At 64.0% G+C, this 25351-nt stretch carries 26 protein-coding genes and 1 pseudogene; 7 read left to right on the top strand and 20 right to left on the bottom strand.

The features are described from left to right. Nucleotides 1–55: 55 nt before the first annotated feature. Both G335_RS0108250 and G335_RS13540 read left to right on the top strand, forming a co-directional pair. A complete protein-coding gene (locus tag G335_RS0108250; RefSeq protein ID WP_026304795.1) occupies nucleotides 56–556 on the top strand; it encodes a DsrE family protein in 501 nt (166 codons plus the stop codon). 380 nt (nucleotides 557–936) lie between these two features. Beyond that, nucleotides 937–1983: pseudogene (locus G335_RS13540) on the top strand (diguanylate cyclase). 16 nt (nucleotides 1984–1999) lie between these two features. Here the strand turns inward: G335_RS13540 and G335_RS0108240 are convergent. The 3 genes from G335_RS0108240 to mscL all read right to left on the bottom strand — a co-directional run bounded on the left by G335_RS0108240 (nucleotide 2000) and on the right by mscL (nucleotide 4210). Continuing rightward, on the bottom strand, nucleotides 2000–2767 hold the full coding sequence (locus G335_RS0108240) for an ABC transporter permease (protein ID WP_018146186.1): 768 nt from the start codon (nucleotides 2765–2767) through the stop codon (nucleotides 2000–2002). After that, the gene (locus G335_RS0108235) at nucleotides 2764–3732 is read right to left on the bottom strand and encodes a daunorubicin resistance protein DrrA family ABC transporter ATP-binding protein (RefSeq protein ID WP_018169332.1); all 969 of its coding nucleotides are present in this window, start codon (nucleotides 3730–3732) and stop codon (nucleotides 2764–2766) included. The genes G335_RS0108240 and G335_RS0108235 overlap by 4 nt, the downstream gene beginning before the upstream one ends. Before the next feature lie 67 nt (nucleotides 3733–3799). Continuing rightward, on the bottom strand, nucleotides 3800–4210 hold the full coding sequence (gene mscL / locus G335_RS0108230; protein WP_018169333.1) for a large-conductance mechanosensitive channel protein MscL: 411 nt from the start codon (nucleotides 4208–4210) through the stop codon (nucleotides 3800–3802). A gap of 225 nt (nucleotides 4211–4435) precedes the next feature. On the opposite strand from mscL, the gene G335_RS0108225 reads away from it, so the two are divergent. Beyond that, nucleotides 4436–5929: a plastocyanin/azurin family copper-binding protein gene (locus G335_RS0108225; protein ID WP_018176438.1), complete on the top strand. Its 1494-nt coding sequence runs from the start codon at nucleotides 4436–4438 to the stop codon at nucleotides 5927–5929. 53 nt (nucleotides 5930–5982) lie between these two features. Here the strand turns inward: G335_RS0108225 and G335_RS0108220 are convergent, their stop codons facing one another. Then, entirely contained in the window at nucleotides 5983–6330 is a 348-nt protein-coding gene (locus G335_RS0108220; protein WP_018169335.1) for an antibiotic biosynthesis monooxygenase, read from the bottom strand. 198 nt (nucleotides 6331–6528) lie between these two features. Beyond that, entirely contained in the window at nucleotides 6529–6831 is a 303-nt protein-coding gene (locus G335_RS0108215) for a DUF3817 domain-containing protein (RefSeq protein ID WP_018176437.1), read from the bottom strand. Between the two features lie 109 nt (nucleotides 6832–6940). Here G335_RS0108215 and G335_RS0108210 point away from each other — a divergent pair, with 109 nt between their 5' ends. Further along, complete coding sequence (locus tag G335_RS0108210; protein ID WP_018176436.1) at nucleotides 6941–7558, top strand: class I SAM-dependent methyltransferase; 618 nt, start codon at nucleotides 6941–6943, stop codon at nucleotides 7556–7558. 38 nt (nucleotides 7559–7596) lie between these two features. Here G335_RS0108210 and G335_RS0108205 read toward each other — a convergent pair whose 3' ends face one another. From G335_RS0108205 to G335_RS0108185, 5 genes are all read right to left on the bottom strand, one after another. Then, on the bottom strand, nucleotides 7597–7866 hold the full coding sequence (locus G335_RS0108205; RefSeq protein WP_018176435.1) for a hypothetical protein: 270 nt from the start codon (nucleotides 7864–7866) through the stop codon (nucleotides 7597–7599). Nucleotides 7867–8038: 172 nt separating this feature from the next. Further along, nucleotides 8039–8473, bottom strand: a complete 435-nt coding sequence (locus tag G335_RS0108200) for a DsrE family protein (protein ID WP_018176434.1) — start codon at nucleotides 8471–8473, stop codon at nucleotides 8039–8041. Nucleotides 8474–8826: 353 nt separating this feature from the next. After that, nucleotides 8827–10461, bottom strand: coding sequence for a methyl-accepting chemotaxis protein (locus tag G335_RS0108195; RefSeq protein WP_018176433.1), 1635 nt, complete (start codon nucleotides 10459–10461; stop codon nucleotides 8827–8829). Between the two features lie 279 nt (nucleotides 10462–10740). After that, nucleotides 10741–11373, bottom strand: a complete 633-nt coding sequence (locus tag G335_RS0108190; RefSeq protein ID WP_018650391.1) for a hypothetical protein — start codon at nucleotides 11371–11373, stop codon at nucleotides 10741–10743. A gap of 69 nt (nucleotides 11374–11442) precedes the next feature. Beyond that, the gene (locus G335_RS0108185) at nucleotides 11443–12072 is read right to left on the bottom strand and encodes an alternative oxidase (RefSeq protein ID WP_018169342.1); all 630 of its coding nucleotides are present in this window, start codon (nucleotides 12070–12072) and stop codon (nucleotides 11443–11445) included. Nucleotides 12073–12308: 236 nt separating this feature from the next. Between G335_RS0108185 and G335_RS0108180 the strand changes: the two genes are divergently transcribed. Continuing rightward, nucleotides 12309–12728, top strand: a complete 420-nt coding sequence (locus tag G335_RS0108180; RefSeq protein WP_018146175.1) for a rhodanese-like domain-containing protein — start codon at nucleotides 12309–12311, stop codon at nucleotides 12726–12728. Between the two features lie 165 nt (nucleotides 12729–12893). Continuing rightward, on the top strand, nucleotides 12894–13820 hold the full coding sequence (locus G335_RS0108175; protein ID WP_018169343.1) for a hypothetical protein: 927 nt from the start codon (nucleotides 12894–12896) through the stop codon (nucleotides 13818–13820). A gap of 86 nt (nucleotides 13821–13906) precedes the next feature. On the opposite strand, the gene pyk is transcribed toward G335_RS0108175, so the two are convergent. Then, the gene (gene pyk, locus G335_RS0108170) at nucleotides 13907–15370 is read right to left on the bottom strand and encodes a pyruvate kinase (RefSeq protein WP_018176431.1); all 1464 of its coding nucleotides are present in this window, start codon (nucleotides 15368–15370) and stop codon (nucleotides 13907–13909) included. 279 nt (nucleotides 15371–15649) lie between these two features. Beyond that, a complete protein-coding gene (locus G335_RS0108165) occupies nucleotides 15650–16234 on the bottom strand; it encodes an ion transporter (RefSeq protein ID WP_018176430.1) in 585 nt (194 codons plus the stop codon). Between the two features lie 476 nt (nucleotides 16235–16710). Here G335_RS0108165 and G335_RS0108160 point away from each other — a divergent pair, with 476 nt between their 5' ends. Continuing rightward, nucleotides 16711–17358, top strand: coding sequence for an HD domain-containing protein (locus G335_RS0108160; RefSeq protein WP_018176429.1), 648 nt, complete (start codon nucleotides 16711–16713; stop codon nucleotides 17356–17358). A gap of 412 nt (nucleotides 17359–17770) precedes the next feature. On the opposite strand, the gene G335_RS0108155 is transcribed toward G335_RS0108160, so the two are convergent. The 8 genes from G335_RS0108155 to G335_RS0108125 all read right to left on the bottom strand — a co-directional run bounded on the left by G335_RS0108155 (nucleotide 17771) and on the right by G335_RS0108125 (nucleotide 25117). Next, nucleotides 17771–18208 (bottom strand): GreA/GreB family elongation factor, encoded by a 438-nt coding sequence (locus tag G335_RS0108155; protein ID WP_026304794.1) that lies wholly within the window; start codon nucleotides 18206–18208, stop codon nucleotides 17771–17773. Between the two features lie 328 nt (nucleotides 18209–18536). Beyond that, nucleotides 18537–19640 (bottom strand): SEL1-like repeat protein, encoded by a 1104-nt coding sequence (locus G335_RS0108150; protein ID WP_018176427.1) that lies wholly within the window; start codon nucleotides 19638–19640, stop codon nucleotides 18537–18539. A 267-nt stretch (nucleotides 19641–19907) separates the two neighbouring features. Next, on the bottom strand, nucleotides 19908–21704 hold the full coding sequence (locus G335_RS0108145) for an SLC13 family permease (RefSeq protein WP_043690014.1): 1797 nt from the start codon (nucleotides 21702–21704) through the stop codon (nucleotides 19908–19910). Between the two features lie 524 nt (nucleotides 21705–22228). Further along, nucleotides 22229–22549, bottom strand: coding sequence for a HigA family addiction module antitoxin (locus G335_RS0108140; protein WP_018176425.1), 321 nt, complete (start codon nucleotides 22547–22549; stop codon nucleotides 22229–22231). Beyond that, nucleotides 22549–22827, bottom strand: coding sequence for a type II toxin-antitoxin system RelE/ParE family toxin (locus tag G335_RS0108135; protein ID WP_026304793.1), 279 nt, complete (start codon nucleotides 22825–22827; stop codon nucleotides 22549–22551). Before G335_RS0108135 ends, G335_RS0108140 begins: the two co-directional genes overlap by 1 nt. Nucleotides 22828–23030: 203 nt before the next feature. After that, on the bottom strand, nucleotides 23031–23402 hold the full coding sequence (locus tag G335_RS14180) for a SecDF P1 head subdomain-containing protein (RefSeq protein WP_143592464.1): 372 nt from the start codon (nucleotides 23400–23402) through the stop codon (nucleotides 23031–23033). 21 nt (nucleotides 23403–23423) lie between these two features. Beyond that, on the bottom strand, nucleotides 23424–23987 hold the full coding sequence (locus G335_RS0108130) for a GNAT family N-acetyltransferase (RefSeq protein ID WP_018176423.1): 564 nt from the start codon (nucleotides 23985–23987) through the stop codon (nucleotides 23424–23426). A 293-nt stretch (nucleotides 23988–24280) separates the two neighbouring features. Beyond that, nucleotides 24281–25117: a toll/interleukin-1 receptor domain-containing protein gene (locus tag G335_RS0108125; RefSeq protein ID WP_018176422.1), complete on the bottom strand. Its 837-nt coding sequence runs from the start codon at nucleotides 25115–25117 to the stop codon at nucleotides 24281–24283. Between the last annotated feature and the right edge of the window lie 234 nt (nucleotides 25118–25351).

The following is a 25351-nucleotide window of genomic DNA, read 5'->3' as shown; positions in this document are numbered from 1 at the left end:
GCTCCGAGTCCGGGGACGAGACACCCGGACCTAAACCACGAAAGGAGGAGTATCCATGCGAAACCGAATAGTGATCCTGCTTGTGGCCCTGCTGCTGCCGCTCGGGCTGGGTTCGACGGCCGCCGCCGAGGGCCTGGACAACCGCGAGGCGACCCAGGGCATCGAGACCATGCGAGCGGTCTACGACATGCGCAAGTCCGACCCGAACGTGATGCTCGCCTATTTGCGTGGCATCGCCACCAACCACGAGAACCTGATCAAGGAGGGTGTGGAGCCCGATCTGCGCATGGTCTTCATCGCCGAGGCCGTCAAGTTCATCACCACGGATCCCGAGCCGGAGATCGCTATCGACCACGGCGACACCCTGGAAGAGATCGCGAAGGCTGTCGACCGCCTCGATGAGCTGGGCGTGAAGATGGAGGTCTGCGCCGCCGCGACCCGCGCCTACGGGGTGGACAACGACAAGGTGCTGGACGCGATCCAGCCGGTCCGCAGTGGGTTCATCGCCGTCATGGGCTACCAGAACCAGGGCTACGCACTGGTCCCCGTCTACTGAGTTCCCGTCGGCCCTCACACGGGCCCGTTCTTGTCGTCGCAGGGAGGCGACGACTTTTTTGCCGGCAGCGGAGTGGAAAACCGCTGCGAACCTGTCCGGGGGGCGTCGGGCGCACGGGGCATCCGTGACCCGGTCTCCCTGATCATCGGTCCCTCCTCTATCGGCCTCGAGTGACGCCCTCCACTCGGCCCCGTGCTTTTCGAATACCATGCTGCGCGAGATTCGGGAGTTGCTCCGGCGGGAAACCTTGCGGGCGGGGCGGTGTCCCAGCCTCGCGTGCTGCCAAACGGCATTGGCGCGAAGTGATTTCGCACCGTGGGCGCCCCGGACGATCGAACCGGGGCGCCCACGGCCCTCACCGAATCCACGGGATCAACGCAATGCCCAGCAGTCGTGATCTGCTTGACGGACTGGCCCACCTGACGGGGATCCGCAATGCCCGGCGTCTGGAGTACAGCCTGCTCAAGACGCTGGACGACATCTACGAGAGTGCCCTCATCTGGGCGATTCAGCTTGATGCAGAAGGCCAGCCCCGGAGCCTGCATACCTTTGATCGCAAGCACGATGCCGTGATGACGGTGCCGTTCGATCCCGAGGATCAGCCTGTGCCCGCCGGGTTGCTGGAGCAGGCGTTGGCGACCGGTCAGCCGGTTTCGGAGGCCGACGTGTCCGGCCGCCGGGTCTCGGTCTTTCCGATGTCCGGGCTCAACGAGTTCAGTATCTGCCTGGTGTTTTCATTCGATGGCGATGGCGATGGCGCTGACGCGTCACTGGATGCACGCCTGGTCAAGAGTTTCCTTTCGGTGTATCGCAACTTCGTCAAGCTGATTGATGACGCCCAGACCGATGAGCTCACCGGCCTGCTGAACCGCAAGACCTTCGACGACAATTTTCGCGACCTTGCGACACTGGAGCGCAGCGTCCACCGGCCGGGCCTGGCGGAGGACCGCCGCTAGGAGGCCGATCCCGAGGAGACTCAGATCTGGCTGGGCGTGATCGACATCGACGACTTCAAGAAGGTCAATGACGGCTTCGGCCACGTCTACGGCGACGAGGTGTTGATTCTTCTCGCGCGGCTGCTGCAACAGAGTTTCCGCGACAATGACTTGGTCTATCGCTTTGGCGGCGAGGAGTTCGTGGTGCTGGCCGAGGTTGCCGGTGCCGACAGGGCGGCCGCAGCCTTCGAACGCCTGAAACACGCGGTCGCCGCCTGCACATTGCCGCGGGTCGGCCGGGTTACGACCAGTATCGGCGTGACCCAGTTGCGCCCCTACAAGACCGCCAGCGTGGTGCTGGACGAAGCCGATCAGGCCCTGTACTACGCCAAGGCAAACGGCAAGAACCAGGTCTGTTTGTTCGACCGCCTGGTTGCCGAAGGCGCGATTCAGACGCCCACGATCAGGACCGGGGAAATCGAACTGTTCTGACCGCGCTTGTCGGCCGCTAACCGCGCGCTAGGCGGCGGTTGAGTGCGTAGACCGACAGCGGCGCGAACACCAGCACGATGCCCAGTGCCCAGGCCAGCGACCAAAGTGCCGGCTCAAGGGCCGGACCATCGGCATTCATCAGTGCGCGCGCCGCGTCGGCCAGCAGCGACACCGGGTTGGCCTGCACGAAGCCCTGCAGCCACGGTGGCATCGTATCCACCGGCACGAAGGCCGAGCTCACGAAGGTGACCGGGAACAGCGCGGTAAAGCCGAACAGCTGCACGTGTTCCGGGTCGCGTGCGATGACGCCGACCAGCACCATCACCCAGGAAAAGGCCACGGCAAAGGTCAGCACCAGCGCCACCATCGCCAGTAGATGCGCCCACGAAGTCTCGAGCCGAAAGCCCAGCAGGAATCCGACGACCAGCAACAGGGCAATGCACAGCAGCTGCTTGACCACGTCCGCCAGGATGCGCCCGGCCAGCGGCGCCCAGCGCGGGATGGGCAGGGCGCGAAAGCGGTCGAACACGCCGCGGGTCAGGTCGGTGTTCAGGCCGTGGCCCACGTACACGGTGACGAACAGCATGTTCATTACGATCACGCCTGGCAGCACGAACGCCAGGTAGTTCTCTGGCGAGCCGGCAATTGCCCCGCCGAATACGAACAGGAACAGCACCAGAAACAGGATCGGCTGGATGCTGTAGTCGCCCAGCTCCCAGGGGTTGCGCCGCACCTGCACCAGGCTGCGCCAGGCGAGCGCCAGGGTCTGATCGAGGGCCTTCATGGCGTGTCCTCCGCGTTGCCCGACTCTTCGCGGCAGGCCCCGCTGCGCCCGGTCAGGGACAGGAACACATCATCCAGACTGGCGCCGCGCAGCCCCAGCTCCGCGACCTCGATGCCGGCGGCGTCCAGCTCTCGCAGCAACGCGGGCAGCAGGGCCGGGTCCGACACCGGTACGCTGATCGTTTCGCCCTCCACACGGGGCGGGGTGCCCACCATCGCGGCGACCCGCTCGCCGGCCGCCGCGGCCTGTTCCGCGCGGGCCACCATCAGGAACAGCGAGCGTCCGCCGACCCGGGCCTTCAGCTGTGCGGCGGTGCCTTCGGCGATCACGCGTCCGTGGTCCAGTACTACGATGGCATCGGCCAAGGCGTCGGCTTCCTCCAGGTACTGGGTGGTCAGCAGCACGGTTGTGCCGTCAGTCTGCAGTTGGCGGACACGCTCCCACAGGTCGCGGCGGGCCCGCGGGTCGAGGCCAGTGGAGGGCTCGTCGAGGAACAGGATGCGCGGGCGCCCGACCAGGCTGGCGGCCAGATCCAGCCGGCGCCGCATCCCGCCGGAGTAGGTCTGGGCCGGGCGCTGACCGGCCTCGCGCAGGTCGAAATCCTGCAACAACTCGTCAGCGCGGGCCCTGGCGTCACGGCGTTTCAGGCCCAGCAGGCGGCCGATCAGGATCAGGTTCTCCCGTCCGGTCAGCTTCTCGTCCACCGAGGCGTACTGGCCGGTCAGGCCGATGATCTCGCGCACCCGAGCGCCGTCGCGAGCCACATCGAAGCCGCCTACACGGGCGACCCCGGCGGTGGGCGTCAGCAGAGTGGCGAGCATACGCACTACGGTTGTCTTGCCGGCGCCGTTGGGCCCCAGCAGGCCCAGCACGTGGCCGGCCGGCACCCGCAGATCCACGCCGTCCACGGCCCGCGTACCGCCAAAGTCGCGCACCAGGCCTTCCACTTCGATGGCGTTGTCCAAACTCGTCTCCCTGTTCGATGCCCTTGCTGAGACGCCGTCTGGCCGTACCGGTTCCTCAGCGTGTCCCTCAGTCACCTTGCCGCACCTTCAACAGGTCGCGGATCTCCGTCAACAGTTTCTCTTCGTTGCTGGGCGCCGCGGGTTCCTCCGCTTTGGCCTCTTCCTTGCGCTGCAGGCGGGCGATCCCCTTGATGGCGGCGAATACCACCACGGCGATAATCAGGAAGTCCACCACGCGCTTGATGAACAGTCCGTAATTGATCGTGACCGCCGCCACGCCGTTCTCCGCCTCGCGCAGCACGATCGCGAGTTCTCCAAAGTCGACCCCGCCGATCAGCAGGCCGATGGGTGGCATCACTACATCGGATACCAGTGATGACACGATCTGGCCGAACGCCAGCCCGATGATGACCCCCACGGCCATGTCGACCACGTTGCCGCGCGCCACAAACTGCTTGAACTCGTTCACGATGCCCATGGCCCCTCTCCAGTCGATGACGTTGCTAGATCTATAGGCCACAGCCGGGGCTGTTGCTGTGGAAGGGTGGAGGGGGAGACCCAAGTTTGCACGGGGGATACGTCAGTGCGAGTGCCGCGGCGTTGCACTCGACGCGCGTGATTTTTCGGCGCGATGCTGTGAATAGATGCATGGTCTATAAAGGTTATAGCGGAGCGTTGTGGATCCGCTCCAGAGGAGGGGGCAATGAAACGACCAGAATCGGCATATCCTTCGGCCATCGGACGTAATCCACTGGGTGCCCATTTCGCGGCCGGGCTCGCGGTGGTCCTGTTGTGGTATTTCGCCTCAGTGGCCCAGGCGTCGATGGGGCCGGATTTCAGCGAGCTGTTTGGTAACAGCGACTTTATCGAGATCATCGAGCGTGACGAGGGGCTCGAGACCCGGCCGACCGGGTACGTCTCCCAGGACGCCGAACCGGATCATGTATTCCGGATCGACCTGGACGAGGGGCAGGTGCCGATCGGGCAGGGCGTGGTCTACGACGGCTTCCTGATCGACGGAAAACTGCCCGGGCCAACCTTGCGGGTGACCGAGGGCAACATCGTGCGTATGGAGATCAGCAACAGCGGGGATGTGATGCACGGCGCCTCGATCCACGCGGCCTACACGCAGACCTCGAAGCATGTCGGGCACATCCTTCCCGGGCAGACCAAGTCGATCACCTTCCGCGCGACCACACCGGGGGTCTTTATGTATCACTGTGCCCCGGGTGGTCATGCGATCCCCATGCACGTGATGTTCGGGCAGTACGGCATGATCGTTGTCGAGCCGCGCGACGAACCCTACAAGCTGGAAGCCGACCTGGGGCAGGAGCCGGACCTGAAGCTCTATATGTTGCAGCACGAGCTGTATGCCAGCGGCAAAGAGGCGGTGGAAGGGGATGCCAGTTACACCGCGTTCAACGGCCAGCTGTTTCGCTACGTGGAGAACCCGATCCCCGTCCGTCCGGGGGACTACGTACGCATGTACTTCCTCAACGTGGGCCCCAATCTGCTGTCGACCTTCCATATCGTCGGCATCGTCTGGGATTACGTGTACTGGCAGGGGCATCCCGAGGCACTGTGGCCCGGTGGGCAGACGGTGACCACGGGGCCGTCGGATTCCTGGGTGATCGAGTTCCGTATACCGCCGGAGGAAGGGGTCTACACCATGCTGGATCATGGCGTCGGGGCCACCAGTCGGGGTGCCATTGGGCTGCTGGATGCCCGAGCGGATGCGGATACACCAGCCGCGATTCTGGCCGAGGGGCCCGTTTACGAGTCGGAGGAACGTGTGGAACGGATCAGCGAAGCCCGCCGCATACTTTCACCGTTCGGGATTCCCGAAGTCGAGGCCAATCCGATTCCCGCGCGGGCCGACCGTCCGGTTCGCTTCGGAGCGGATGTGGACGAGGTCGTGATCGAGATGAAAGGCAATTCCTTCTATCCGAAGAGCGTTGAGGTGGCCCCCGGCACGAAAGTCACCTGGGTCAACGAGGATGTCTTCACCTATGGGCTCGGGGAGACCTCGGGCGCTCACAACGCCGTCGCCATGCGGGGGCCACAGTCGTTTTCAACGGCGATGCTGGAGCATGCCGAAAGCGACAGCGTCACGCTGACGGAGCCGGGTACCTACGACTACATCTGTGCCCCGCATCCCTACATGCAGGGGCGCATCGTCGTACGTGACCCCGACTGAGAGTTGCCTGCCCGACCGCCTGTAGTCGTCCAGGATTGGCGCGCCGGCGGGTTTCAGGATCCGTGGGCGGTGCGCGAGTCTTCAGGCGCCTGGGCGCGCTCGTGCATCCCGTAGTCGCGGACCACCTCGGCCACGCGCAGGCGGTAGTCGGCGAAGATGCCGCCGCGGCCGGCCGCCTGCACCTGGCGGTGTTCCTCGAGGTTGCGCCATTCCCGAACGGCGGCTTCATCCCGCCAGAAAGACAGTGACAGCACCTTGCCCGGCTGGCTCAGGCTCTCGAAACGCTCGATGGAGAGGAATCCGTCGACGTCTTTCAGGTGTTCGCGCAGACTCGCGGCCGCATCCAGGTAGTCCTGTTTGCGTTCGGCGTGTGGTTCCACTTCGAAGATTACGGCGATCATGGTGGGCTTTGGTATGGGGATGAAGGGCCGATTAGACCACGCGAACGTCGGTGTTGGGGAAGGCATTCAAGGGACGAGTGGCCAGTCCGATTCATCGAGGCACACCTGGGGCTGTCATCCCGGCTCTGCGCTTCGCTCCGGCCGGGATGACGAGCGGGGGCAGCAGCCGGTTGGGTGGTGGCCCGTGATGAGTGAGCGTCAGGCCGTCCTGGCCGCGCTTGCGTTGGGGATTTCGCGCCGGATCAGGTGGTCGACGTAGAGAAAGCCGAAGGGCACCACCCCAAGGAACAGGACCAGCAGCCATTTCCAGACTGGCCACCCGCTCAGGTGGCTGGCGATCAACGACGTCGCGCCATAGACGATGAACAGGATGCCGTGCACCCAGCCCACGTAGGTCACCGCCAGTGGCATATCCGCGTAGGTGCGTAGCGGCATGGCGACAAAGAGCAGGGTGACGAGGGAAATGCCCTCGACAATGCTGATCAGGCGGAAGAATTTCATAGGGCTGGCCCGGCGGCATGGGAATCGGCGCGGAGGGTAGCACACGGGGCCCGAACGCCTGATAACCTTCCGGTACGAGAAGCCTTTGCTCCGGTAACCAGGAACCCGCATGAGCACCAAGCCGCACTGGGAAGACGTCTACCAGACCCGCGCCACCGATGCCGTGGGGTGGTATCAGGCGGAGGCGCGGACGTCGCGGGCCCTGATTCGGGCGGTGGCGTCGGCCCCCGATGCCGCGATTGTCGATATCGGTGGCGGTGCCTCGGTCCTGGTGGACGAACTGCTGGCTGAGGGCTATCGCAACCTGACGGTGCTCGATCTGTCCGGGGCGGCGCTCGAGAAGGCGCGCGAGCGGGTCGGGGAGCGCGCCGCAGCGGTCGCATGGCAGGAAGCGGACGTACTGGAACACGCATTCCCGGAGGCAGCGCTTGATGTCTGGCATGACCGCGCGGTGTTTCACTTCCTGATCGCCGCGGATCAACGGGCCCGATACGTGCAGCAGGTGCAGCATGCCCTTCGCCCAGGGGGGGATATCGTAATCGGGACCTTTGCGCTGGATGGCCCGGAAAAATGTTCCGGCCTGCCGGTGCAGCGGCATTCCCCGGAGACCCTGCAGGACGCGTTCGGTCCGGGTTTCGCGCTGGTGAAGTCGCAACGCGAGGTCCACGTGACCCCGGGCGAGACCGAGCAGCCGTTCAACTGGTGCGTGTTCCGCAAGAACGACTGATCCCGACCGCACCACGTTCAGCGGTGCCGCCGCGGCGATCAGCGGCGTTTGACCTCCGCGGCATGGGCCTTGGCCCGGGAGCGGATCTCCTCGAAAAACAGTGCCTCCCAGCGGGTGTTGCGTTCGTCCCTCGACAGGGCGTTGTCCTGCGCCTCGCGCTTGAGGCGCTCATCCGCCCCCGCCTCCGCAGCGTCCAGGATCGTCTTGAAGCTCTCCTGTGCCGCGGCCGCCTTCGGGTCGATCCCTTGGCGTTGCAGGACATCGGCCAGCAGTGCCCCGCCTTTCTTCCACTTCGACCAAAGCCTCATAAGTGGCCCCCTGGGGTTCGTTTGGAACGGCCCGGTCCCATGCGTGACGGGCTCGGAGCCTGGGCTCCGCCAGACAACAAACAGTGTACCCGGGCGCGCCTGCGATGGAATCCGGCCGTCCAAACGGAAAAGGCCCTCCGAAGAGGGCCCCGTCAGCATCGAAAGCGGGCGATCAGTTCGAGAAGAAGCGCACGTTCGGATCGGCCATATAGGCACCGACTTCTTCCGGGTCGGCCGGGGTGATGCCGTCAAGCAGGTCGGCCTCGGTGTAGTCCGTGTTCGGCAGGAAGATGGCGCAGGTCTCAACGGTGGCGCCGTTGTTGAGCAGGTTCATCATCAGCTGCTGCGCGTTCCGGTCGGCCGGCTGCATGGTGGCGCCCTCAAAATCTTCGGTCGCCATCGTAGCGGCGGGGCCGCACAGCAGGACGCGGATCTCCTGACCCTGACGCATGCTCTGGTTGGCCAACACCATGGACATGAACTGGGTGTGGTCGTCGGCCGAGGTGACGCTGACGAACAGCTTGGAGGGCTCATCCGCCTGCGCAACTGTGCCGGCACCGGCGAGGGCGAGAAGGGCGGAAGCCGCTAGAGTCTTGATGGCTCGCATGGAGTCTCCTGATTGGTTCGAAAAATGGAACGTCAGAAGATAAGCGTATGCTGATCATAAATGCAAAAGAATGCGTCTAGATCGTGTTTATCGGGCTCCCCGAAATTCATCCACCTTCGGCAGGTGGAAGCATCGCGAACAACCTGAGGTACTGAGGCTCGGAGTGCGGCCGGGGTCTCGAGTTCCCGGTGGCCCTTGACGAGCCTCCATTTTTTGCATCGCAAGTTCGGAGCGCGTGGCTTCTCCTGACGGATCCGTTTCTTCGGATGCTTTCGTGCAAAGCGGTGGCCGCCCGCCTGGCAAGCCGGAGCCGAAGCCGAAGCCGAGCTCGCGGTGCTCTGTAGGAGTGGGGGTCAGCCAATGCGGTAGGCGGAGGCCAGGTCGCGTACACGCGAGGCGATGTCCGCGACCTCCTGGCTGGCGGTCGCCGTCTGGCGGGCCCCGTTGGCGGTATCGCCGGTGATGTCATTGATGGCGTAGATGTTCCGGTTGATCTCCTCGGCCACCGCGTTCTGTTCTTCGGCCGCGCTGGCGATCTGCGTGGTCATGTCGCTGATCCGACCGACTGCCTGGACGATGGATTCCAGCGCCTGGCCGGCGCGTTCGGCGTCGTTGCTGGTGGCCTCGGCCATTTCGCGGCCGCGGCCCATCGCGGTGACGGCGTTGCGGGTACCCGCCTGGAGCGACTCGATCATCGCCTGGATATCCGCCGTGGAGTCCTGCGTGCGCGAGGCGAGGGTACGCACCTCGTCGGCGACCACGGCGAAGCCGCGTCCCTGTTCGCCGGCGCGGGCGGCCTCGATGGCCGCATTCAGGGCCAGGAGGTTGGTCTGCTCGGCAATGCCGCGAATGACGTCGAGCACCGAGCCAATCTGCTGCCCCTTCTCGTCCAGGTTGCGCACGGATTCCTCGATGGTCGCGACCTCGCCCGACAGGCGTCCGATGTCGCTGACCACCGTGCGCACCACTTCGCCACCCGCGCGGGACTCCTGATCGGCTTCCTGGCTGGAGGACGCGGCATCGGAGGCGTTGCGCGCGACCTCCTGCACCGTCGCGGCCATCTCGTTCATCGCCGTCGAGACCTGTTCGGTCTGCGAGCGCTGCTGGTCGATGTTCCCGTTGGTCTGGGTACTGACGGCGGACAGCTGTTCCGCGGCAGAGGCCATCTGATCCGTCAGGGTGCGCAACTCGCGGATCGAGTCCTGGAATTGGTCGAGCATGCTGTTCAGGGCGCCTGCAGTGGCGCCGATCTCGTCGTCGGAGCGAACGTCGACCCGGCGCGAGAGGTCATGGTGCTCGGCGATCTCCGTGAGTGTCGCGCGCATCCGCGAGATCGGGAGTGCCACCGAGCGATACGTCCACACCCCGGTGACCACGACGATGATCAAGACCACCAGCATCAGCGCGCCGCTGCGCACCAGAACCTGGGTGTAGAACGCCGATACCCGCTCGGCCTCGGTCCCGGCAACATCGATCTGCAGGTCGACCAGCTGGGTGATCTGGTCGCTGATCGGATCGATGGTGTCGTACAGGGGACCGTTGAAGGCGTCGAGCTCGCCCTGGACATCACCGGACATCCCGCCAAGAGCCTCCTCCAGGCGGTCCAGGTGGGCGTTGGCTGCGCGGAACAACCCGCGGGCACCATCAGCCAGTTCCTGCTCACGGGGCGTCAGGGTCGTGGCCAGGTAGGCGTCCCAGATCTCGGCGATCTCCTCTCGTGCCTCACGGACGTCGGCGAGAGCCTCTTCCGCCGTCATCCGTCCGGCGTCCGCCTTGTTGACCGCGTCGATGACCAGCACCGCATAGTTGTCGGCGATGGTCTTCAGCTGCTGCAGGGGCACGACGCGGTCGTGATAGATGTTCTGCACGCCCTCTTCGATGTTGGCTGTGCCGCGTGCGGCCAGGGCCGCCAACAGCAGGAGCGCGGCCACGGGTACCACGATGGTGATGACCAGCTTGGATCGAACAGAGAGCGAGCGGAAATTCATGGGCGGTCCTTGTGTGGCCAGTATTGGGAGCAGCCCGCAACCTCGGGCCTTGACCACTGTAAACGGCCTGGCCGGCCAAACCTTGAGGTGGGTCACCCGTGGCGACGTCCGCTAGCAGTCCACTCCCAGCCGGTTCGAACAGGTGTCGGGCCTGCGCGGTTGGCGGCGTACTTGTCGGGGGTTCAGCGGCGTTTTCTGCGGGGTCGGCTGACCAAGCAAAAGGCAAGGTTTGACCCCGAAGGTTTGAACCCGAAGGTCGCGAAGGTCTCGCGTTCTACTTCATCTCGCGGACGGTCCGGACGACAGGGTCTCGCGGATGCGCCGCACGTCGCGCACATACTCCAGCATGGCCGTCATGGCATCGGCGAACAGGTAGGCCGCGAACAGGACCAAACCACCCGCGAACAACCCGGCGAGGGGCCAGAGGATCGCCGTCAGGAGGGCCAGTCCCCAGCTCGCCGGTTCCACCAGCTCGGCTTCAAGGCCGAACGCGGCCACCGCGGTGCCCGCAAAGGGCTCCACCGCCGTCAGGGAGATGACCGACAACGCCAGCGCGAGCAGCACGAAGGCAATCGCCAGCAGCTCGCCGACCAGCCGTGTGCAGACGACAACGCAGGTGATGGCGGGATAGTCCCGCGTCTCCAGCGCGCCCAGTGCGCGGGCCCTTCGCCACAGGAGCACGACCCAGGCCAGCACCGCAACGGCAAAGAGGGCCTGCAGCAACACCAGGGATGCGACCGGCCAGGGCACCTGCGGCGTTTCCTGTGCCAGCGTCCAGAGCGTCACCGATGTCAGTAGCCCGACCAGGCCCGTCAGGACCGCGATACCGCGCAGCCCCCATCCCGCCAGCCGCTGCAGGGGGAGTGCGCCCTCGGTCCCGCCGGTTGTCTCGTCGTTCACGGCCGTCTCCATGTCGTTCGCATACGGCCACACGATAGTGCCCGAAAACCGGCCCCGTCAGGTCGCGGGAGAGCGCCCGGGTCAGTCTTTCTTGCCGAGCAGGTCGGCGAAGCCGTGGTTAACGTCCCGGTGGCCTGCCTCATCGGCGCGTACCGCGCGGATCACGTCGGACAGGCGGGCATCTTCCGGAAGGTTCCAGTACTGGATTGCGCGTGCCGGCGCGGCGACGTTATCGAGCCCGCCGGACTCCACTTCCTCCAGGTACTCGGTGTAGCTGACGACCGCTTCCTCTTCAAAGTAGCCTACGATCCGGTGCGCCGTGCGCGACGAGATGATGTAGATCATAAAGAACAACGTGTAGAAGAAGCCCTGCGCCAGGATGATCAGGAAGCGCTCCAGCCAGTTGGGCGAGGTGATCTCAATGAAGGTGAGCAGGTGCATGCGCTCGTTCTCGGCCTCGTCCATCAGCGTGCGGATCCAGCCGTGGTCATCCTCCATGCGCCGCAGCGAGCGCAGGTGCTGCAGCGTGGCGCCCACCATGCCGGGGACGCCCGCAACCGTCTCCAGGACCACGGCGCGGTGTCCGTAGCGCCGGGCAAAGAAGGTGTCGGCGAAGAATCGCATCAGCGAGGTAAAGCCCCGTGCGACGCGGTCGGAGAAATCACGGGGTTCGTGGTGGCGGCTCAGGTCGATATCGCGGTCGTTCGGCATGCTGCCCCTAACGCTGATCAGTGCGCCGTTTCAGGCGGCAGGTATCCATGGAGCATAGAACCCGCCGTCTGAAATGTCGTGGGGCCGCTTCACAGAGCGTGAAACCCCATGCATGACAGAAGCCCGGACCGGGTTTCTGATGTCCAATGTCGAGGTTGTGGATCGGGCGGTGCAATCGGGGGAACCGGGAGCCGAGAAGGCGGCCTCAGAGAGAGGCGAACATCAAAGGAGAACGCATGGCGAACGAAACGAGCAAGCCGCAGCTGGAGATCAGCGTGAACGCGGCGCGCGAACTGGTCGATATCGGCCTGGCCGTGTTGCTGGATATCCGTCAGCCCTTCGAACTGGAGCTGGAAGGCGCGGTAGAAGGTGCCGTCCCTGTGCCCCTGTTCCGCCTGAAGCAGTTGCTGGGTCGCGAGCTGTCCGAGGAGGAACAGGAACTGCTGGATGCGGACGAGCCGGACGAGCGGGATTTCCAGCACTTCATCTCCCTGATCAACCGCCACCACGTCACCCAGGACCAGATCCTGCTGTGCCTGTGCAACAGCGGCCGCCGCAGCCTGCGTGCCGCAGAGCTCCTGCGGGACCTCGGGTATGCACGCTGCCTTTCCGTCCGGGAAGGTTTCCGCGGCTGGACCAGCAAGGGAGACACATGATCCATGGGCATGTTCGCCAGTGCTGATCGCGGATATGGGCTATCTAAGGAGGTGAGTGGGGGCGACTTCGCCTCAATGGTCACCGTTTCGGGCCCTGACCCGGGGCCGACCCCGTCATGACCGTCAATGGGCGCCGGCCGGGTGATTCTACGGAGGGGCGCTGCCATGCTTCGACTGCCGGCCGTTCCGTTTGCCCACCAATCCTGGTGCCGACTGCACATCGTCGCGCTTGTCGGGTTGGCTCTGCTTGTCGGAAGCCCTCTACTGGCGCATGCGGATGGCGCCGAAGACTGGCTGGCCGCCATTGCCGAATCACCGCTGGGCGAGCCGATTGCCGTTACCTCCACTGTGCAGGGCGGCGTCGTCGAGGGGGCGGTGCACGCCCGGCTGCCGTATTCGTTTGCGCTGGTGGCCAGTGAGCTGGAAGCGCTTTCGGCGTGGTGCGAAATCACCGTCCTGCACATCAACATCAAGAGCTGCGTCTACCGCGAGGGGGCGGATGCCTTGCTGCACCTGTACGTGGGCCGTGCGCGTTACGAGCAGGCGGAGTATGCAGAGCGTGTGGAGCTCGTCAGGCGGTCGGCCCAGATGGGTGAGGACTGGCTGCTGATCGAGCTGGAGGGCGATCGTGGGCCCTACGGAACCCGGGATTACTCCATCGTCGTCCACGTCGTTCCGCACGACACGGGGACCCTCGTCAACCTCGAGTATTCGTTGCGCTTCGGGGTGATTGCCCGGCTGGCCGCGCTCGTCTACCTCGCCACCGGGGGACGCGAGCGGGTGGGTTTCACCGTGGTCGGTTACGAAAACGGCGAGCCACAATACATCGGCGGCCTGGAAGGCATGATCGAGCGCACCGTCATGCGTTTCTATCTTGCACTGCAGGCCTGGCTCGACGTCCGCGACCGGCCGGCTCAGGAGCTCCTTTTGGCCCGCCTGGAACGCTGGTTCGACCTGACCGACGAATACCCGCGCCAGCTACGCGAGCTGGACCGCGAGACCTACCTCGAGCAGAAGCAACGCGAGTACGCGAACCAGCAGAGGCTGCAGGATGCCCCACCGCCCCGCCGGCGCATCCTGCCCCTGGACTGACGGGCTATCCGAATCTCCCTGTCCTTGCAGCTCGGACAGGAGGCGGGTGTCGTGTTCTTCCGTCTTCGGCCGCATGGCGGTGTGGGTCAGGGGTGCTCCGGTGCGTTGGTGTATTCCTGGCGGGGGCGGTCGAGTTCGAGCAGTTCCAGGCGGTGGTTGCCGGTCGGATGGGGTCCCGAGGGGCCCTGGACGAGGAGGGCGAGGCCGTCGTCGATGCCGTGCTCGGTGAGCCACTGGCGCGCGAAGTCGTTCCAGTCGGCGCGGTCCTCGGCGACATCCACGGGGTGGACACCGTAGGAAAACTGCAGGCCCTGGGCGGTGGCCGGGTTCGGGGTGAAGGCGGCGATCCAGCAGGGCAGGCGCAGTCGCGCGATGCGCCGGGCGGTGGCGCCACTGGCCGTAGGCGCCAGGGTGACCCGTGGCAGGCGCCGCTGCGCGGTGTGCAGTACGCTGCGCGCGATGAGGTCGACGGCTCGGTCAAGACCTGCCTCGTCAGGGTCGTCCGGGCCGTCGGCGCCGATGCCGCCGTCGCGTTCCGGTTCGATGGAGCGGGCAATGGCCGCCAGCATCGCCACGGCCTCCACCGGGTACAGCCCCATCGCCGACTCGGCGGAAAGCATCACGCAGTCGGTGCCGCCGAGGATGGCGTTGGCGACGTCGGTGGCCTCGGCGCGGGTAGGGCGGCGCGAGGCGACCATGGACTCCAGCATCTGGGTGGCGGTGATCACCGGGCGGTTGTGCTGGTTGGCGCGTCGGGTGATGCGCCGCTGGGCGAGGGCAATGCGCGCGATCGGGATCTCCACTCCGAGATCCCCGCGTGCCACCATGATGCCGTCGGCGGCTTCGAGGATGCTGTCGAGCTGCTCCAGCGCGGCGGCGCGCTCGATCTTGGCGATGATGAAGGGGGCGTAGTCCAGTGCTTCTGCCGCCTTGCGCACCGCAAGGATGTCGTCGCCGTCGACTACGAAGCTCTGGCTGACCGCATCCACGCCGTGTTCCGCTGCAAACCGCAGCCATTGGTGGTCTTCCGTGGTGAAGGCGCGGATGCCGAGATCGATGCCCGGCAGATTCAGGCCCTTGCGCGAGCGCAGTTCGCCGCCGGTATGCACGCGGCAGATCACTTCTCTGCGCTCGACCGTCACCACCTCCAGCTCGATGAAGCCATCGTTCAGGAACAGGGCATCGCCCGGCTGCACCGCCTCCGGCAGGCTCGCGAACGACACGCTGACCCGCGAGGCATCGCCAATGCAGTCCTCGGTAGTCAGGGTGATGGTCTGGTCGGGGTGCAGTTCGATCGGCTCTTCCGCCAGTTCGCCGATACGCATCTTCGGACCGGGAAGGTCACCGAGGATCGCGACGCGGGTGCCGGTCGCATGCGCGGCGTCGCGGATGCGACCGATCAACTCGGCATGGTAGGCGGCATCGCCGTGCGAGAAGTTCAGCCGAGCTACATCGAGCCCGGCCAGCATCATGTGCCGCAGCGTCTCTGGTGAATCGGACGCGGGCCCAATGGTGGCAACGATCTTGGTCTTCTGCGTGGGAAACGGCATGGGCGGGTTATTCATCCGGGCGGTGTCTTAGGAGGGTAGACCGTCCGCGGGTACCTGTCGCCGTGCCCGTGGCGTGTCCATGTGCGGCCGCTGGAATTGTTAGACGACCCTCAGTGCGATGCGTCCGCTTTAATCGTGGCGTAACCCTGCCGGGGGAGTGATAGCGGCTCGTTGGGTCGAACGTTCGGACCATCGGAACAACATGGGTGTCCTCTTCTTCCTGGTCCTGGAGCAAGAAGGATGAGCGAGATAACAGCACAACCCATCGAGCGGTTTCGTTTATTCGTTCATGTCTTCGCGCTTTGAGCGCTCCTCCTGACGTCGCTTGCGAATGGTGCTGGACTTTATGAATGGCAGGAGTTTCAGCAGCCCCGTAACAAGGCGTGAACGATAGTACTCGACGCGTACGATGAAGCGGACAGCCCAGTGTTCCTTACCCAGCTTTTCCTTGGCCTCTGTCATCGCGGCACTGCTGCCGGCATTGCGGACGCTGGCCAGGCGGAACAGTTCAATCTGTCGGAGCAGGGCCGTGTGTCGCAGCAGCGGCAGGGGGCGGAGAAGTCGGATCAGGCGAGTGGATTTGAGTATCTCGTGAAGCAGTGGAAACGAGAAGATGATAATCAACACCGACAGCCAGTTTTCTTTGGTCGTCTTCCAGCGGTCATGCGAGATGGCCATGTAAAAAGCATACTCGACCACGAACACTGCCCAGATCAGCCAATCGGCGACCGTGATCAGGGGGTGTTCCACGTCTAACCAGTAAGTGATCGTCAGCGGTGCGGTCAGTATGGCGGCAATGATGACGGCAGCGGTCAGGTAATTGCTGAGCGATTCTTCAAGCGCCGATTCAAGCTTCAGTCGCACCGGCTCCCTCCCGCTACCCTGAGTGGCCGCCTTCCAGCGCACGAATGGCAATGGATAACGTCAGGCCAGGGATTCGTGCCTTTGCATGGCGCGTTCGTCATCAACACCGACTGTTCGCCACCATAGGCCGAGGTCAGGCTGGCGTCGGTACGGTGCCAAACAGAACGGTTTTGCGGCTCTTTGCGGCGGAAAATCCGGCCTTTTCCAGCAGGGCGAGCGCCGCGGCTGACGCCAGGAGCCCGTACCGCTGGGGTCGGTGAAGGCCGGCTGCAAGAAGATGGGGATCTCTTCTTCCGGCTGAGGGGGTACCACTAGCTCCGCCATGATCGGAAGGAGGGGCAACAGGCAAGGTCGACCCCATGCCATGCGCGCACCCAATAGCGTGACGCACTTGACTGAGACCGGCGCCGTAACGTGGAGCCCTTCTGATTCGGTTTCTCTACAATACCCGGCATCACACCCTTCCGGATCAACCCATGCAGCTGGAACAACGCGCCCGTTCCTTCGCCATTGCCGCGCATGCGCGCGTCGAGCACGTCTGCCGGTATACCGGCGAGCCCTATATCGTGCATCCGGCGCGGGTTGTGGAACTGCTGCGTTCGGTGCAGCACACCGAGTGCATGCGGGCGGCCGTCTGGCTGCAGGACACCATTCGGGATACCGGGGTCAAACCCGAGACCCTGGAGCGGCTGTTTGGTGCGGAGGTCGCAGAAATGGTGGTGATGATCAGCGACGTGAGTCATCCGGAGGACGGCAACCGTGCCCAGCGCAAGGCGATCGACCGGGCGCATCTGGCGCGGGCGACGGCCCCGGCCAAGACCGTGAAACTGGCCCAGCTGATCGATCTGGCCTGTACCGTATTCATGCATGATCGTGCCTTCACCCCGGTGTTTGTTCGCGAGAAGGCGGCCTGGCTGGAGGTGCTGGAGGGCGGCGACCCGTTGCTCTGGCGCCAGTTGCGGGATCTGACACCGGCCATGCACCCGGAAATGGCGGACAAGGACGCCGACTGGCGTCGAAACTGCCCCTTCGCACGGCGCTCTCCCCTGCGCCGGTACGATGTCGCAGTGGGGCGTGGTATTCGGGAAGGATCCAGCAACCAGGACACGGCTGCGGCCGGGTGAAGCGACAGTCCGAACCGCGCAGGAACAGGAACCGGTCCCCATTATCGCGGTCGGCGGCGGATTGGTTCTAGCGCGAGTCTTACACCGTCCCCAGCAGCGTTGGCCTCACTCGCCGGGGACACTCGCGGTGCTCGTGCCGAACGGGTGATGGACTAACTAACTGGAGGCTCGGCCTTGCGCGCCTCGGGAAGTAAGGGGTCAGACCTGGCCTTTTTCTCTGCCTTCACCACAGGGGCAAAAGGCAAGGTGTGACCCCATGCCATAGCGGGAGATGCCGCATTGCCGTCTGTCTGCGAGCAAGTTGGCCATTTTCGTCCCTGAAATTGTCCGTTTAAGGCCATCTGTGGGCCTGGAAACCGCTATAACCGAAAGTATTTCAGGCTCTTGTCGTGGTCCGACCCCGTCGCGCTTGTCAGCCCTTTTCCGGATCGGCTTCATCCGGGTGTTGCGGTGTCCGCTCGTCGGCGCGAAGTATGTTGACCACCATGAACCGCAGCCGGCTCCGCAGGAGGGAGACCTCGGCGGTCCCGTTCCGTTGGAGCCCCAGCAAACGTGCGCCAAGCGGCGACAGGATGGATATCTTCGCCTGTTCGGGTCTCGCGTCTTCCGGCTCGCAGAGTTCGACGACAAACGTCTCCTCGGTTTGCAGATCCAGTAGTCGTACCCGGGAGCCTACTCTGGCGATGGGCTCCCCGCGGGTTGCTGCCGCTTGGCTTCCATCGTCGAGCTTCTCGAGAAGGCAGGCGAGTTCCATCGGGGTGCCGATAGCTCCGCAGTAGTCCTTCCGGATCCATTGATGGGTTCGGGTATCGGCGGCTGGCCGAAGGTAATACGGGTTGTTGCGCGCCACGGTCGCATCTCCTGATCAGAAACAAGAAGAAGGGGGTTGGCCGGGCGCACGAACGAGGAAACGGCGCCCGGCCTAAGCGAGAGTTCTCATGGCGTTTGGGACTCCAGACCGAGTATTGCGGGGGTTGTCGTTACGAGAGCCGGATGCTAGACAGCTCCCTCGACAAAGGCAAATCCGTACGAATAGAGGCAGTTATCGTGTGCGTATAAGAGTCCGGCGTTCCCGGCTCAGCAGGATGGTGCCTGTCCCTGTCCTTCTCGTTACGACCTTGCCGTGGCCTCATATCGCGAGGCGCAAGATGCCTGATCGGCGCGTGCACGCGCGCCTATCATGTGATGGGCGGACCGAAGGGTTCGGTCTTGCGCGTCTCGGCCTCCGCGCGTTGCTCCGGGGTGAGTTGCTGGTGGATGTAGTCGCGCGCCTCGGCCGCCGGCTTGTGGCCCTGATCGGCGGCGCGCGCGAACCAGACCCAGGCGGCGACATAGTCGACCTCCACACCATGGCCGTCGGCCAGCACGATGCCCAGGTTGTACTGCGCCGGGGCCAGGCCCTGCCGGGCAGAGGCTTCATACCAGCGCGCCGCCGCCGACTGGTCCCGGGGTACCCCCAGGCCTCGATCCAGCAGGACCCCAAGATTGGCCTGGGCCTGGGGGTGGCCCGCTTCGGCCGCCGCCCGATACCAGTGAGCGGCAGCTTCCATGTCTTCCTTTGTGCCCTTGCCATCGCGGCAGAGATTCCCCAGTTTCGCCGCGGCGTCGGGGTCCCCGGCCTCGGCCGCCTGCTGATACCAGCGGACAGCGGCGGTCAGGTCCGCGTCCACTCCATCGCCCTGTTCCAGGGCGAGGGCGAGGTTGAAGGCCGCGTCGCGGTGTCCCGCGTTGGCCGCCTGGGCGTAATACCCGACGGCGGCCGTTCGATCCCGCTGGCAGCCGCTGCCCTGCTGGTGGGCGACCCCAAGGCTGTTTAGGGCATCGGGGTCGCCGCGTTCCGCGGAGCGTTTCCACCACTGGACGGCCTCGGTGGCGGCGGCGTCGCCGCCCTGGTTGAGCAGCAGAACCGCCAGATTGTTCTGTGCCGCGACGTGTCCTGACTCGGCCGCGCGGCGATACCAATGCCGGGCCATCTCGGTATCCGCCGGCTCTGCCTTCTCGGCCATCACGCCCAGGTTGAAGCTGGCATCGCTCAGTCCTTGTTCCGCAGCCTGAGTCCAGTATTCGCGTGCACGCGCCGGGTCCGCCTCCAGCCCCAGTCCCTCCGCGTAGAGGATTCCCATGCCGAGCTGCGCCCAGGCCGAGCCACCATCGGCGCGGGCCTCCCAGATATTCCGGGCGGCCCGGTAGTCGCCCCGTTCGAAGGCGAAAAAACCGTCGCGGTCGGCGCCGCCCGGACTGTCGGGGGGCAAGGGATTGGCAGATGAGGTGGGCGTGTCCATGGCTGATGCGCTCGGTGGCAGGTGACAGCCCGAGGATACAGGCCCGGATGCCTACCGCAAGACACAGCACGGAACATCGTCGGGGTTACACGGCTTGCCCCCTATTCGCCCGGCCGAGCCAGCCGGTCATGGCCCGTCTCCAGCCCGGACCTTGGCTCTTGAGGAGGCTTTACAGGCCACGATCCGGCAGCGACCGCTCGATGCTCAGTACCTTGTCGAGGCCCGAATCGGCAATGCGTGGCTGACCCCGCTAGCCCGTGCAACTTTTTAGGGCGGCCAAATCCACAGGATCAGCGGCACGGCAGTCACGATGACGATCAGCGACAGTGGCAGGCCCATGCGCCAGTAGTCGCGGAATTCGTAGCCACCGGGGGCCATGACCAGGGTGTTCGACTGGTGCCCGATCGGCGTCAGGAAGGCGCAGGACGCGCCCACGGCGACCGCCATCAGAAACGGATCCGGGGCGGCCTCCATCGACCGGGCCAGCGCGATCCCCACTGGCGCCGCCAGCACTGCCGCGGCGGCGTTGTTGACCACGTTCGACAGCAGCATGACCACGGCCATCAGCAGCGCGAGCATCCATGCGGGCGAGGCGGCCGCGCCCAGTGCGAACAGCCCATCCGCGATCAACTGCGATCCGCCGGTTGTTTCCAGTGCCTGTCCCACCGGCAACAAGGCCGCCAGCAGCACAATCACCGGCCATTCGATCCCGCGGTACACCTCGCTCGGACCGATCAGTCCCACCAGCACCATGGCTACAGCTGCCCCGACTAGCGCCGGCGCTGCCGGCACCCAGCCCAGGGCCACCAGTCCCAGGGCCAGGGCAAACAGGCTGGTGGCCAGGATGACCTTGCGCGGCCGGGCAATGCGCAGCCCGCGAGACGCCAACGGCAGACAGCCGAGCTCGCCCAGCGCATCGGGTAACTCCTCTTCGCTCCCCTGTACCAGCAGGATGTCACCGGCCCGGAAGCGCACCTGATCCAGCCGCTCGCGCAGCCGGACCCCCTGACGTGCAACCGCGAGTACGTTCAGTGCGTAGCGCTGGCGCAGTTCCAGGGCGCTGGCAGTGGCACCGACCAGGCGCGAAGTGGGTGTGACGATGGCCTCCTCCAGTGCCAGTTCGCCCATGGGGCTATCGCGGCCCTCTCCGCGGCCCTTTTGCGCGTCTTGTTCCTGTGCCTCTTCGAGCCTTGCCTCCAGCTCCATTCCCGTCACGTCCAGTAACGTCTTCAGGCTGTCGGGGTCCGCCTCGACCAGCAGGATGTCGCCCGCGCGCAGTACTTCATAGATGGCCGGCATCGGCTCGCGGCGTTCTCCGCGCACCAGACCGACCACCACCACCTCGGCCTCACCCTGCAGTTCGCGCATCAGCTCGAAGACGGTGTGCCCCACATAGCGATTCTCCTCGGTGACCCGCACCTCGGTCAGATAGGCGCTGATCTCGAACAGCTCGCCGGTCGCGGCCGGGCGTTCCCGCTGGGGTGTCAGGCGCCAGCCGATCAAGGCGATGAAGATCACGCCGACCGCGGTGACGCCCAATCCCACCGGCATGAAGTCGAACATCGCGAACGGCGCGCCCGTGATCTCCGCGCGGTACCCTGCGATGATGATGTTCGGTGGCGTGCCGATCATCGTCAGCATCCCGCCAAGCAATGACCCGAATGCCAGTGGCATCAGCAGGAAAGAGGGTGACCGGCCGCTCTGGCGCGCCATCCACACGGCCACCGGCATCAACAGGGCCAAAGCGCCCACGTTGTTCATGAACCCCGAGGCCAGGGCGACAATCACGGTCAGCGCGGTGACCTGCACCCAGGGGCGTTCCCCCACCCGGGTGAGTTGCCGCGCCACTGCGTCCACCACGCCCGCATTCAGCAGCCCTCGGCTCAGTACCAGGACCGCCGCGACCGTAATCACCGCCGGATGACCGAATCCGGAGAACATCTCGCCGAACGGGACCAGCCCCAGGAACGCCGCAGTCAGTAGCGCTGCAATGGCGACGATGTCGTAACGCCAGCGGTTCCACACGAACAACGCGAGGGTTGCCGTCAACACCCCAAAGATCATCCACTGCTCGGTCGTCACACCCGGATCCCTGGCTACTGTCTGCAATCAATGTAAGGCCTTCATACCCCGATTGCATCGTTCATGGCGGTCGGCAAGCGCTTGTTCTTCTAGCCCGGCAGTTGGCTCTTTAAGGCGTCCTGGAGGCTTCGGCCTAGCTGCTAGGCTTCAATGTTCAGTGCCTTACCGAGGTCCGACCCGTTTTTCCCACCGCTCGGAGGACTTTAGGAAGCAGCTTGAATGGGACAGCGCCGGCGGTGAATTGATTGACCGCCCCCGCGACATACAGGTCGGGCTCCGGGGCGTGAAAAAGCCAGGTTCCGGTCGACCCTGTGTGTCCTACGGCCTGCGGAACCGGCCTGAAAGGGGTGAAGTAACGGGGAAGCCGGAAGCGCAAGAAAGTGGGGTCAGACCTTGCCTTTTGCCCCTTGCCACCGTTTCAGAGAACTAGAGCTGGAAACTATGCCCTTCTGATCAGTGCCTTTTAGAGGTCCGACGCCGCAAGGTGTTTAGGTGGGCTCGATCGGCTACTGAGCGGTTGGTTGCCCCTGGTCGGATTGGTCATCGAACCGCATCTTCTGGACCTTGCCCAGCTTCACGTTTTTGCGCGCGCACCAGAGATCGTGCTGGTCTTGCATGGCCAGCCAGCTTTCCGGAGAACGTCCGAGCGTCTTGGATAGACGCAGTGCCATCTCGGGACTCACCCCGCTGCGACCCAGAAGGACACGCCCGAGCGTGGAGGGCGAGACATCGAGCTTGTCCGCCAACTGCCGGGCGCTCAGGGCGTACGGTTCAAGATAGACCTCGCGAATGAACTCGCCCGGGTGCGGAGGGTTGTGCATGGTCATCAGTGGTAATCCTCGTAGTCCAGGACGTGGACATTGCCGTCACGGTGTTCGAAGGTCAGGCGCCAGTTGCCGCTGACCCGGATGGTCCAGCGTCCTTGCTCGGAACCCTTGAGTGGGTGCAAGTGGAAGCCGGGGATATCCAGGTCTTCGATTGTGTAAGCGGTATCAAGGGCCGACAGCAGCATCCTCAGCCGCTTCGCGTGCCGAGGTTGTATGCCGGTGACGCTCCCCGACTCGTAGAAACGGCGCAGTCCCTTGTGCCGAAACGACTTGATCATGTCGCGAGTATAGCGTATCGCGCAATACGCAACATCCGAGCCCCTGGTTACAGGCTGTGAAAGCCTTTCACGGCCTGTTTCTAGCGCGGAAATTGGCAGTTTAACGCGGTATGGGGCCCTTGGTTTGGCCCTTACCGCTCTATGTTCAGTGCATTACCGACGTCCGACTCGGTAATGTTCTGGACTTCCTCGTTCTTCGTTTCTCAGTTCCTCGCACCGCACGGTGCCGCCGGTAATTCGCCTTCCAGAGTTCGCTGCCATGCCGTGGCAACTTCCTGAGAACTGAATATCCCATGTAAGTTTCCACTAGGAATTGGCGTCCATATTGTTGCCCTCGAAAACTGGCGACCAATGACAACGATGCGGGTCATCTTCCCGCTGTTTGCTTTCGTGAACGTCTCAAAACTTGTGGCACCAAGTTCTGTCAACTTGACGTAAACCGGCCAGCCCCTATCTGTCTTTTCCCCTGCCACTGATTTCTGCACATAGGGCGAGCACAGATGAAACTCTAGATCAGTGTCTGCTACCACAATGGCAGGAGTAACCAGCAACAGAACAGGCATCCATTTCAGCATGACGATTTCCTAAGGCCGCGCTCAGCCGGGGAAGGCCGCGTCTCGGCCTGATGCCGTCTGGAGCGACGTGTTAGAGCGTTTTCGTAGCATGGGAAGGTCGAGTGTGCTGTGACGCGGTTCCCCAACCCCGGACCCTATGGGGTACGGAATCCGCTTGCCGGCCTCGGCATATCCCCTGCGGGTGTAGTACTGGACAAGTTCCCGACGCACAGACACGACTACCAACACGAACTCCTCTACCCCCGGCGCAGCGCTCGCCCATGCCTCTGCGCGCAAGAGAAGCGAGTTACCTATTCCCTTAGCCTGCATTCCTGGCGCGACCGCACGCGTGCCGATATACGCCTCCCTTCCATTAACGTCAACCTGAACGCAGCCGACAGTTCGCGCACCATCCAAGGCGAGCATAATCCTTGATAGCCCCACTGCCTCCCCGATCTCCATCGGATTGGTTCTCTGGCCTCCAACCAAAATCGATTCGTGAGTCCAACCCCCGTCTCCGGTGCTGGGCCGATATGCGGCATTGACAAGTCGAGCGATGTCCTCCACATCGTCTGGTGTCGCCGTCCGATACACCAGATCGACCATTACCTTCTCCGCAGCTTTAACAGTGATTAGGTAGCGCGCACGGATATTGGTTGGGCGTCCGGGTTATATATCGTGAACGAGCGGAGGGAGATATCCCATTGCCAATTCCCTGCACGCTCGTCCGCCACTTTCGCCCCTGAAATTGGCTGTTTAAGGGCGTTGTGGGGCGCCGATATCGCGATACCGGGAAGCGTTTCAGGCACTTATTGTTGTCCGACCCCGTAGTGGGTTCCGACCGCCAAGGCGGACCCAAGGGGCAACCACCAGCCTGACACGACGAGCGCGACGCTGCCCTATTTTTGGGATTGGCCCCCAATATCATGCAGCCGGTCAATGGCCACGAGCAGGTCCTCCAGTCCATCGTTGTAGTTGTTCCTGAAGTCAGCGTATCGCTTCGTCTTGAGCAGCTCAGGAATCTCGCAGTCCTTGTATAACGCGGGCAGGACGTGGATGCGGCCTTGAGCAACCTCGTTCCAGTACTTTGCATGCCACTCCCTCTCGACCCATTGGGAGCTGACCGCATGCTCGGATAGAACAACGACCACGAAGTCGGCCTCCCGAAGACCGGAAGAAATCTTGGCAGGTATCGATTCGCCAACGTGGATATCCCACTCGTCGAGCCATGGGGTGTGGCCCGCAGCTTTCAGATCGGTCCCGATCCATCGGGCGAACGTTTTATCCCTCGAAGAGTGAGAGATGAATACTTTTGCGCCATGAGAGGTATTCCGGTAGCGAGCTTCTATCATTCGTTCGACCAGTACAGTGTCTACGTAGTGCAGCTCCGCGAGATAGCAGTTCTTCTCTTCGGCATCTAGATCGAGCTCGGGGTTCTTAAAGCGCGCAAAAGGCCCACAGAGGCTATGAAGCTCCTCTCTTCGACGCATTAAATCATCCGTCGTGACCGGACGGAGATGCTCCAGAGGGATGACAAAGTAGCCGGAGGCGACGAAGAAATCACCAAAGTACACGATAGCGACAGGCCTACCCTCAACCTCTACATCCTCCGGGATTTCATCCCAGTTGATGTCCTCGTCAAACTCTGTGTCTTCATCATCATAGTAGCCGATCCGACCAGCGTGTCGCCCTTCGACTATCTTGACGGAGCCATAAGGAATGTCTTTCGGGTTCACTTAGAGTCTCTCAATCAGATAATGCTACGGCAATCCGGAAGACCGTTCCTGAAGCCCTAACAGTGATTAGGTAGCGCGCACAGATATTGGTTGAACGTGCGCGCGATATATCCCGGATGAGGCAGCGTCACAGATGGGCATGTTTTCAGTGGGTTAGGAGGGTGCAAGGGTGGCGATGGGTCCTGGATATGTCGCGCGGGAGACCGGTGTTGGTACGTGGTGGGTTGGGTGGTG

Origin of the sequence: Thioalkalivibrio sp. AKL8 (assembly GCF_000380525.1) — a bacterium.
Lineage (GTDB): Bacteria > Pseudomonadota > Gammaproteobacteria > Ectothiorhodospirales > Ectothiorhodospiraceae > Thioalkalivibrio > Thioalkalivibrio versutus.
Note: the sequence above shows the minus strand (reverse complement) of the source record. Positions and strands in the feature narration are given on the sequence as shown.